This window comes from Flavihumibacter solisilvae, assembly GCF_000814475.1.
Lineage (GTDB): Bacteria > Bacteroidota > Bacteroidia > Chitinophagales > Chitinophagaceae > Flavihumibacter > Flavihumibacter solisilvae.
The window spans coordinates 137,366-147,542 of the sequence record NZ_JSVC01000018.1; the positions used below are offsets into that span (position 1 = coordinate 137,366).

At 44.9% G+C, this 10,177-nt stretch carries 11 protein-coding genes; 2 read left to right on the top strand and 9 right to left on the bottom strand.

Annotated features, from left to right (window positions below; genetic code table 11):
* Positions 1–68 precede the first annotated feature (68 nt).
* Positions 69–2,150, top strand: a complete 2,082-nt coding sequence (locus tag OI18_RS16280; protein ID WP_039141688.1) for an outer membrane protein assembly factor BamB family protein — start codon at positions 69–71, stop codon at positions 2,148–2,150.
* A 1-nt stretch (position 2,151) separates the two neighbouring features.
* Here OI18_RS16280 and OI18_RS16285 read toward each other — a convergent pair whose 3' ends face one another.
* Positions 2,152–3,108, bottom strand: a complete 957-nt coding sequence (locus OI18_RS16285; protein ID WP_039141690.1) for a nitrilase family protein — start codon at positions 3,106–3,108, stop codon at positions 2,152–2,154.
* Between the two features lie 116 nt (positions 3,109–3,224).
* Between OI18_RS16285 and OI18_RS16290 the strand changes: the two genes are divergently transcribed.
* Positions 3,225–3,677, top strand: a complete 453-nt coding sequence (locus tag OI18_RS16290) for a cupin domain-containing protein (RefSeq protein ID WP_052273300.1) — start codon at positions 3,225–3,227, stop codon at positions 3,675–3,677.
* Between the two features lie 15 nt (positions 3,678–3,692).
* Here the strand turns inward: OI18_RS16290 and OI18_RS16295 are convergent, their stop codons facing one another.
* The 8 genes from OI18_RS16295 to OI18_RS16330 all read right to left on the bottom strand — a co-directional run.
* Entirely contained in the window at positions 3,693–4,574 is an 882-nt protein-coding gene (locus OI18_RS16295) for an alpha/beta hydrolase (protein WP_039141693.1), read from the bottom strand.
* A gap of 51 nt (positions 4,575–4,625) precedes the next feature.
* Positions 4,626–5,558, bottom strand: coding sequence for a hypothetical protein (locus OI18_RS16300; protein ID WP_152616857.1), 933 nt, complete (start codon positions 5,556–5,558; stop codon positions 4,626–4,628).
* A 59-nt stretch (positions 5,559–5,617) separates the two neighbouring features.
* Complete coding sequence (locus OI18_RS16305; protein ID WP_039141756.1) at positions 5,618–6,445, bottom strand: helix-turn-helix domain-containing protein; 828 nt, start codon at positions 6,443–6,445, stop codon at positions 5,618–5,620.
* Positions 6,446–6,447: 2 nt separating this feature from the next.
* Positions 6,448–7,266 carry a CPBP family intramembrane glutamic endopeptidase gene (locus tag OI18_RS16310; protein ID WP_082038006.1) on the bottom strand — a complete coding sequence of 273 codons (819 nt, stop codon included), beginning with the start codon at positions 7,264–7,266 and terminating at the stop codon, positions 6,448–6,450.
* A 12-nt stretch (positions 7,267–7,278) separates the two neighbouring features.
* Complete coding sequence (locus OI18_RS16315; protein WP_152616858.1) at positions 7,279–7,692, bottom strand: hypothetical protein; 414 nt, start codon at positions 7,690–7,692, stop codon at positions 7,279–7,281.
* A 1-nt stretch (position 7,693) separates the two neighbouring features.
* The gene (locus OI18_RS16320) at positions 7,694–8,875 is read right to left on the bottom strand and encodes a Gfo/Idh/MocA family protein (protein WP_039141701.1); all 1,182 of its coding nucleotides are present in this window, start codon (positions 8,873–8,875) and stop codon (positions 7,694–7,696) included.
* 31 nt (positions 8,876–8,906) lie between these two features.
* Complete coding sequence (locus OI18_RS16325; protein WP_039141703.1) at positions 8,907–9,509, bottom strand: dihydrofolate reductase family protein; 603 nt, start codon at positions 9,507–9,509, stop codon at positions 8,907–8,909.
* 40 nt (positions 9,510–9,549) lie between these two features.
* Positions 9,550–10,177, bottom strand: a 628-nt coding sequence (locus OI18_RS16330) for a DUF420 domain-containing protein (protein WP_160290250.1), incomplete at its 5' end; no start/stop codon positions are given.

Sequence of the window (10,177 nt, forward strand, 5' to 3'; positions counted from 1 at the left end):
TTTGATTTGAGGTGCATAAGATACAACATGTTGACTGAACAGGATTAATGTTTCTTAACTTGTAGGGCATGAAAAAGTTGCTCTGCTGCCTTTCATGGGCATTTCTCGGCGCCTGTTCGCCTGACAGTCGGGATAACGCTTCTGCATGGCCGACCTTCGGTCATGATGCTTCCAATAACAAGTTTTCTGCACTCACGGGCATCGACAGCTCCAATGTGACGGAGCTGCAGGAAGCCTGGCGTTTTGAAGATACCACTGAGGGTGGTGGTGTTTACTTCAATCCTGTGATGGTTGACAACAGGGTTATCGGGCTGATGCCATCCAACAGGCTTGTTGCTCTCGACGCAACAACTGGTAAGTTGTTGTGGGAGTTTGTTCCCGACTCGTCCGGCATTTCGAACTGGTCGAAAGGAATGACTTACCATCCCGGCAACCCTGACAGGATCTTTCTCATTTCCGGCGACAAGCTATATTCCATCAATGCTACGAATGGCGAAGTTATCGGTGACTTTGGCAGGAACGGCCGGGTTGATTTTTATGAGGGACTTGAAGTGCCTGACTCCATGCGTCAGCGGGTGCCGGTATCGAGCAATGCTCCCGGTGTGGTATATAATGAACTATTTATAGTAGGATGTAAAGTGCCGGATGAACTTCCGTCGACATCCGGCGACATCCGTGCATTCAATATCAACACCGGCAAATTGGAGTGGGTCTTCCATGTTATTCCAAAGCCCGGCGAGTTCGGCGCAGACACCTGGGGCAAAAACGCGCGCCAGCGCAATGGCGGGGCTAACTGCTGGGGAGGGATGGCTCTGGATGAAAAGCGTGGGATCGTATTCGTACCGACCGCGTCGCCTTCATTTGATTTTTACGGGGCGGATCGTCCCGGTCAGAATCTGTTTGCCAACTGCCTGCTTGCACTCGATGCAAAAACCGGCAAGCGTATCTGGCATTTTCAGACAACTCACCACGATCTGTGGGACCGCGACAATGGTTCCCCGCCCAATCTTGTTACAGTAGAGCGCGGCGGTAAGAAGGTCGATGCTGTCGCCCTTGTTACGAAGATGGGCTATTTGTTTCTGTTCAATCGCGAAACCGGTGAATCCTTATTTGGGATCAACGAAGTACCTGTCGATACCGTCAGCAGGATGCCGGGAGAAAAGCCATGGCCTACGCAACCCATACCTGTGAATCCGCCGTTTGCGCGGCAGGGTTACGAGGAAAAGTTCTTTGGCCGATCTGCTGAATGGATCAGGCAAGAAATCAGCAAAAACAAATACAAGACCGGCATTTATGAGCCGCCGTCCATGGAGGGATCGCTTATTCTTCCGACGGCGCACGGCGGTTCAAACTGGGGCGGGGCTTCCGTGAACCCGGAAACCAATACGCTTTTCGTTAACTCCACCGACATTCCCTGGATCCTGAAGCTTACCGATCTGAAAGAAATTCGTGCGGCAAACCAGACCAACCCGGAGATCTTGTTCAGGTCCTACTGCAGCAGCTGTCACGGTGCCAATAGGAAGGGTACCGGTCTTGCGCCTGATCTTACGGGGCGTGTGACAAAATATGAAAACGCGAAGATTGAAACTATCCTTCGAAATGGAGCTCCACCGATGCCCTCGTTTAAGTTTTTGTCTCAGCAGCAGATCGCCGCGATCGTAGCATATCTTAAAGACACCGTTGTTGCACAACCCTCATTTGAAACGGCAAATATTCCGGAGAACAATGAACCCTATGGCTTTAACGGATACAACTTTTATCTCGATTCTGCCGGTCACCCTGCCATCGCTCCGCCTTTCGGTACACTAACAGCCATTAACCTGAACACGGGTGCCATCGTATGGCAGGTTCCGCTGGGAGAGGACCCCGAATTCAAAAAAATGGGCATTCCAAATTCCGGGATGTTCAATCGCGGCGGAGGAATTGCTACTGCAGGTGGTTTGATCTTCATCGGCGCGACGGGCGACGACAAGTTTCGCGCGTTTGACCAGCGTACAGGGAAAGTTTTGTGGGAGTACCAGTTGCCCGGAATGGCGAGTTCAATTCCTTCTACATACGCCGTTGGCAAAAGGCAATTCGTCGTAGTAGCTGTGAATGGAAAGCAGGAGAATAATTTCAAGGGCGGGTATATTGCTTTCGCGATGCCGTAGGTTATTTTCCGTCTGTGTGCAGCCATACAACTTTCTGCTCTGATTCGTGATCCTGGCCAATAATATCCCTGTACAACTCAGGTCGTCGTGCTTTTATATACCGGTTTCCTCCAGCATTAACAAGAGTGTCGGGGTTAATAATTGCAGTAACAAAACTGTCGTCAAAGCTTCTGCATTCAGCAAGAATATCTCCATAAGGGTCAATAACCATTGAGCAGCCATTTTTCAGTTGGTCGTCATCCATGCCGATCGGGTTTGCAAAAACTACATAAATGCCATTATCATAGGCACGTGCAGGTAGCCATTTCATCAGCCAGGCCCGGCCTTTCAAGCCATCGAACTCCATTCGTAATGATGTGGGATCGTCTTCACGATTTTGCCAAAGCATAGGATCAACAAAACCCGCCCCCGGGCGTGAGGATGGTGTACACATTGTGACATGGGGCATAAAAATTATGTCCGCCCCAAGAAGTTTTGTTGCCCTGACATTTTCAATAATGTTGTTGTCATAGCAAATTAATATCCCGCATTTCCAACCGAGCAATTCGAAGACGCAATAACGATCCCCGGGCGTTAAATATGGGTTTATAAAAGGATGTAGCTTTCTGAATTTTGCTACCATTCCGGTTTTATCAACGCAGACATAGGTTTTGAATAGACTATCGTTCTCATCTTTCTCAAAGAGACCGGCTAAAATTGCAATGTTGTACTTTTTGGATATCTCAATTAGCTTCAAGGTGCTTTCACCACTGGGTACGCGTTCAGCTAAGTCAAGCATTTGTTCTTTTGAAAGATGTCTTGCGAAAGTATAGCCCGTAATTGAACATTCGTGAAAGGCAATAACATTTGAACCTTCTGAAGCTGCTTTTTGGGCAAGTTTTTCTATGACAGAAAGATTATATGTTTTGTCAGCATTCCTATGTTCAAATTGAGCCGTGGAGATTTTTATTTTGTCCATTTTTAGATGATTGAATTTTTGGACACCAAGCCACAATAATACCAACTATTTTAACTAATTGTTCAAGGACTGTTATTGTCCCTGCCGGTAATTTTACCGATTAAACAGAATTGAGAATGATGAACAAATCATACTGGATTTTTGGCGGGAAACTGGAAATTCTGGCAGATGAGCGGGAAACTGGGTCAACTTACGATTTAATTTCGGGGACTTTAGAGCCAGGCATAGAGGTGCCCTTGCACCAACATCACAATTACACAGAATCAATTTACATGGTAGAGGGTGAACTCACTATATATCTAAAAGGTGAAACAAAAGTGTTGCATGCAGGACACCACTTATTCATTCCCAGGTCGACTCCACACGCCATTAAGAATAACGGTCCAAAGTCAGCAAAAGCAATAACCGTAGCTAGTCCCGGTAGCTTTGCCAGGCTTATAAAAACGGTGGGAATACCAGGCAACGACGATGGAACTGCGCCCGAAGGGGAAACTGACCTGGATGCATTCATACGTATATCAGCAGAGATGGGAGATGAAATGTTGGGACCTCCCGGTGCGAGACCCTGATCTTGAGCTTGAGGTTCATTGTCCGATAAATTTGTTTGTAAGCAACCAATCAACAAATCGGTTATCCCAACTATCGGCCGGGTTTCCTGATTTAAAGGCAGCAAATCCATGTCCCCCTGTCGAGTATAAATGCAACTCTGCAGAGCGTTTATTTTTAACCCAGTTAAGATAGAGCTCTGCACTTCCAATATAAAAACCTAATTGGTCGTCTGAAGCAGCAGCGATAAATAAAGGTGGGGCATCGCTTTGAACTATTTGCTTTTTGATTGGAGCTGTCCATGGATAGAGTACAGCAACAAATGCGGGTTTTGTTTTTTTGTCATAATTGTATGCCAAAGCGGTTGCCAATGTGCCTCCGGCTGAAAAACCAATAACGCCCACTTTCCCAGGATTAATTTTCAGGCGGGTTGAATCATTTTTGATCTTAGAGATAGTTGTAAAAATATCCTGCATAGCCATTTGAATTACGGTGTCTGCATCAACTGCGAGTTTTTTTGTATCCATTGCTTTGGCAAACATTTCTTCCTGTGGGTTACCAGTTTGTGTTTTCATAACCCGGTATTTTAGTACAAAAGCAGTGATTCCCTTTGTATTTAGCCAGCGGGCAATATTCCGCCCTTCGTTTTCAACTTCCAATAAGCAAAACCCGCCCCCCGGACATATGATCACTGATGTGCCGTTTCTTATGGAATCCGGGGGAAAGAAGACTTCCACGGAAGGATGGGATACGTCATAAAGTAGTTTTGTATTGTGGTCACTGAATTCCTTTTCATTCCATGTCCACTTCTCAGATTTCGGGGCAGGTCCATTATACAATTGAATTATTTGGTGCTGGGCTGTGGCGGATGTAATGTTGAAAATGAACAAAACTGCGGCAACAATAGATTTAAGACGCATATCCCTATAAAAGTTTTGGTTCTATAAATTCGTGCGATTCGGCTGTATTTGTTAATCAATCTTATCCCAGGTTAAATATACATTTGCCACGGACGGATGCACTTCTGTTTTAAGCATATTGGCAAATTCTTTATCAGTCATTTCTTCCTGGTGCGTTTGTAAAGCCTTCCATAATTTCTTCAGTATCGCATCACCGCCAGCATTATAAATATTTTTAGCTGCTGAATGAAGTTTACATTGATACCAACCATAATTTTTGGCACCCATGCCCAGGGTAGGATACAGTCTTTCAAAATCTTCCAGGCTGGTGAATTTGAATTCAGCCGTCCCCGCACCTATGACTAAGTTTGGAAAGGTTTCCAAAGCAGGTAACAGTTCCGGCTGGTTTTCGGCAATATAGGTATGCAGCATGATGTTTACAAACAATTCACCCATCCAATAGCGGTGCATTTTGAGACCCGCCTGTGATGTGTACGAATGTCCCATTTCATGGAGGGCAAGTAAATCAAAGAACGGCATCATGGTGTAGGAGCCGTCAGTTTTCCCATAGGCTTTCTTTACCTGTAAAGCCATAGGGGGCGGAAGTTGCTCAACAGGTGGAAGAAAGCTGCGCCAGAAATCATTGTCTTCTGCCGCTATAGCCAGGCGAACATCATCAATATTATGCGGAAAGCCATACACGTCGTGCAGTGGTTTGGCTGCAACAGATTTCCAGTCCTGCGGTGCAAGAATGTAAATTGTTGTTTGGGGTGTAAATTCTATTTCCCGTTGAAAATACTTACCTGCGCTTTCCATGAGAACCGCAATGCTTTTGGCTCTTCCCTGGTGGCCTGGACTATAATAATAAGTCTGGGTGAATCCTTTCAATTCTTCGAGAGGATCAGGTTTGGGTACTTTTTTTGGGACATCCTGTCCAAAGGAAGGATTACAAAACCACAATGCTAAAGCGACATAAATTATTTTCCCAGGTAATAAGTGAGTCATATTTTTTTTGCCAAAGCTAGGGTGGGCATGCACCGTCAGCATAGTAAAAAATCGACATCTTAATATTGAAGGTCTTTTTGCATTCTTATCGGTGTGTACGTGAGTTGCTCTTCTATAACCGACGGGTTTACCCCCGCAAAAGCTTTAAAATCTTTGATCATGTGCATTTGATCGTAGTATCCAGCTTCGTAGGCTATTTTTGTCCAGCTGAGTTGCGGAAAAGCTTCATGCAGCCTGTATGCTTTGGAAAATTTCAAAATACGGGCGTACGTTTTAGGATTCATACCTATTCTCTCCTTGCACTTTCTTTCAAATTGTTTCAGGCTGAGGCAGGAAAGTGAGGCTATTTTGTCTATAGTAACGTTGCCGTTATTGTTCAACAGGATCTGCATTGCCGAATCAAATGGAAGTGTCTGTTTCAAACACGTTGCTTTATTTAAAAGGAACTTTTCTACAATGCCTTTGCCTTCTTCTAAATTTGAAGTGTGCCGGAGCTGCTCATTTAGCCTGGACATTTCAGCGCCGAAGAAGAGCGATGCATCAAAGCCGCCATCGAACAATTCATGCATGGGAATTCCCAACATCCGGTACATGCCACCGGGGAGGAAATCTACTCTTATAGCGCTTAGCTGGCTATGAACTTTGATATTCACCCGTGAAACCTGCGGACCAATAACTACAGCAAGTGGTTGTTCTTCAAAGCGAGGATTGCCTATCCTGTTCATGGATATCGGCTGGTTGCAGTAGAATATCAGGGATTGAAAGGGAGTAGGAGGGTAGGGCGTTACAACGTCTTTAATTCCTTCAGGGAGTAAGACATTGACAGTTGATATGTTCAGTACATATTCCTGTAAAGCGGGATGTGGTATGTATATTTTGACATCCACTTTCAACTAGCTATTTTGATTGTTTTGTCAGCGTTTTTACGAATATAATACTCGGTCAAAAGAATAGCAATTGCCAAAACAGTAAACTGCATTAAGATCCCTATAGTGTCTGGTGAAGCAGCTTGTCCCGCTGCCGGACTTTCCTTATGGCTAAGCATCCAGATAGCTCCTGAAGCACCCCTCATGCCGGAAAGAGGCTGCAGGATGTTAAGAGCTACATGTATGCCAAAGGGCACTGCAATTCCTCCCGACCATGCAGCTGCCAGTCCAAATACAAATGCATATATACCAGGACCTAAAAACGACCCGCCAATACTTTGTCCTCCAGCCACATGATATAGGGCAAAAACAATCGCTACGATTAATTGCGTAACCCTAATGCCGAACCGATCGTTTAACCTCCGGAAAGGATAGGCCCGGAAACCGATTTCTTCCATTAATGAAAGCGGGAAAAAGGCTAAATAGCCGACTAGTGCCGAAGCTTTAAGGGGCTGTGGGTTAAATTGAATTTGTAATGGAGTCAGGAGTAATAAAGACAGTAGAATAACGCCAAAGAGGGAAGTGCCAATTAGAAGTCCCACGAAAAATCGCCAGGGGGTACCAGGCTCCCATACCAATCCAATATCACTGACAGACCGTTTTTCAGATTTGAGGAAAAGCCAGGTTAGAAAGAATGCGGAAATTGTTCCGAAAGCCCCGTACATGAACCTCGGCCAGGCATCGGGGAACATAGCCGTTATTGGGCCGGAGAGGAAAAATAGAAGCAACAGCAGGCTCCAAAAAGCAAGGCAGCGGATTATTATGGTTACAGACGCATTCATCTTCTTCGGGAGTCAGTCGTGGGATTCGTCTACCTTGGCGAATCTGAGTTTGTTGTAAACAAACAGGATAGAAACAAGTAAAATCCAGAAAATGGAGAAATAGACAAGTCCCTTAAGATTGGCTTGTACATCTTCAATGTCAAATCGACCGTGAATTCGCTTTCGGAAAAGCTTATTTGAATATTCCTGCGCAAATTCAATAGCAACTCCAAAACAGTATAACGAAACAGAAATCGCAATATGCCTGATGATATTTTTATTCGCAAATAATAAATTAATGAAGGCTGCTGCCAGGAAGTAAAAAGCTGCGTGTAATTCTTTATCTATCTGCCTGAAGCCTGAAGGAAGTTTGATCATAAAACCAATAGCTGAAAGACTAATACCGAATAGAATGAGTAAAGCTTTTGTCCAGTTATTTAGTTTCATGTTATCTTTTTTCAATCGCACCGGTCTTCTTGTTCTTCAGGATTATTTTCTTTTCGCCCGATGGCAGTATTTCTTCCTTGATTAAATAATAGTTCTCATCATAACTGGTACCAGCATGATGTTGGTTTACCTCGGTCGTGCCTCGCCAATCTTCAATTATCACAGGTTCCCATTTTTTTGTTCTTGCTGACTGGTAGGCTGCGTCAATTATGGCGTTCACAATGTAGCCATCGTAAAACGTTTCCAGTGGTTGTTTGCTATTTTCTATAGCATCGAACATATCTGTGAACATGTGATTGTATCCCAGTTCATGTACTTCATCGCCTACAGGGAAAAGCCAGCCACTGTTGCTTTCAGATTTTTCGGCTACATAAGCATCGCCGCTTCCGGTCGAAAACATTTCAAATCCTGTTCGCAGGAAATTGTTTGTCCAGATAGTTCCTTCTGTACCCATCACTTCATCACGAAGATCCATACCGCCACGGAAACTCCAGCTGACTTCAAATTGCCCGATAGCACCATTTTCATATCTGACAAGTCCAACTGCATTATCTTCTGCATCTATCGGGTGCATGCAGGTATCAGCCCAGCACATTACTTCAACCGGGCGGATATCCTTTCCGATAAAATTCCTGCTTATTTCCACGCAATGGCAGCCCAGGTCAATAATGGCACCGCCGCCGGCTTTTTCCTTATCCCAGAACCAATCGCTATGTGGCCCGGGATGGGACTCCCTGCTTTTTGTCCAGATGACTCTGCCAATGGCACCATTGTTAATACTTGACAGTGACTTCAGGAATTTTGGTGTGTAACAGAGATCTTCTAAATACCCGGCAAAAATGCCTGCTTTTTCCGCTGCCTGTAACATGGCCAATGCTTCCTTGCCATTACGGCCGAGGGGTTTTGTGCACAATACAGGTTTTTTTGCTTCCGCGCAGGCCAGCACGGCTTCCAGGTGCATGTTGTTGGGAAGAGCAATTATCACAGCATCCACATCGGGGTGGGAAATACTTTCCTTTAAGTTGGAGGTATAGTTCGGGACATTATAGTCCTCAGCAAACTTTTTGGTTTTGTCGGGGCTCCGTCCATAAACCATGTTTACAACATCCTTGCGGCGCTGGGCGACCAATGTTTCGGCATAGAACCGGGCAATAAAGCCTGTGCCAAGAATAGATATGTTCATGATTTATTTTATTAAAGCTCCTTGAATTGGATTAGTCACCAATAGTCCCTGTCTTTACTTCCCCGGCTCGCCTGTAATTCGCGAAAATCACCCCATTTGGTGTGACCAGGCTGTCAGTTAAGGTAAAGGCGGCAGGACTGGATCCCTCTGCAAACAGCCGTTTGCCTGCGCCAAGAGTAACCGGGTATGTCATCAACCAGAGTTCATTCACGAGGTCATGTTTGAGTAGGGTCTGGACCAGGTTACCACTGCCGTAAACTTTCAGGTCTGAGCCTTCCGAATTCCTGAGTTTTTTGATGTCGTCTACGCTTTTAAGAAACACGGAGTTTTGCCAGTCGGACTTGTCCATGGTATTGCTCACGACATATTTGGTAACCTCATTGATACCTGGCCAAACGTCAGCGTGTGCTGGCCAGTAGTCCGCAAAAATATCGAATGTTTTCCGGCCTAAAAGGAGATCTGAGGGCTGCATTCGTTTTGCCATGAATTCTTTGGCTGCTTCGTCCGCTGCAAGGAAGTATGGAGCAGTCCAGCCCCCATATTTGAAGCCACCTGACGGATCTTCATCAGGTCCGCCGGGTGCCTGCATGACGCCATCCAGGGAGATGAAGGATAGAACGATTATATTTCTCACAGTTTCAGAATTTTTACAAGTAAAGTACCATTTTATTATCTCATTCAGGCAAATCCTGCAAAGCGGTCGTTATGAGTGTTTTGTTCGACCGTTGAGTTGCCAGAAGCCAGTAACACCAACAAATGGTTAGGGGAAATGCCCACACGAATACGTCTGAAATAAGCAATGCATAGCTTTCATCCTGGAAAAACGATTTAAATATTCCCATGGCAAACCTGTCAATCACTCTCACTGTTACAAAATAGGCCGCGCATATAAACCCGCTAATCATAAACCTGCGGTGCCAGGTTATTTTTCGTTGGCGTACAAAATACAGGGCAATAAAAATGAAAAGCAGCCAAAGTGTAGTAGCGGCGTATTGTGATGGCCAGAAAGGTAATCCTGCATTTTTCCCAAAGGAAATTATATAGTAGAGAGTGGTTATGCAAATGAGAGAGGCAGCTATATGTAATCTGCCCATTTTTTTATGTAGCGGGATGTTTTTGTTTCGAACAAATGGCGCAAACTGAAAAAATGCGGTGATATAGACAATGATGCCGCTAAGGATGTGCGTAGTAAAGAATATTTTTTTTACAGGCGTGTTAAGCGACAAATAACCGGGAAACCCATTGGATACATAACTCAAAGCTGGTGAGAGAAATGCCAGAAATAACACTGCAAATGCGATC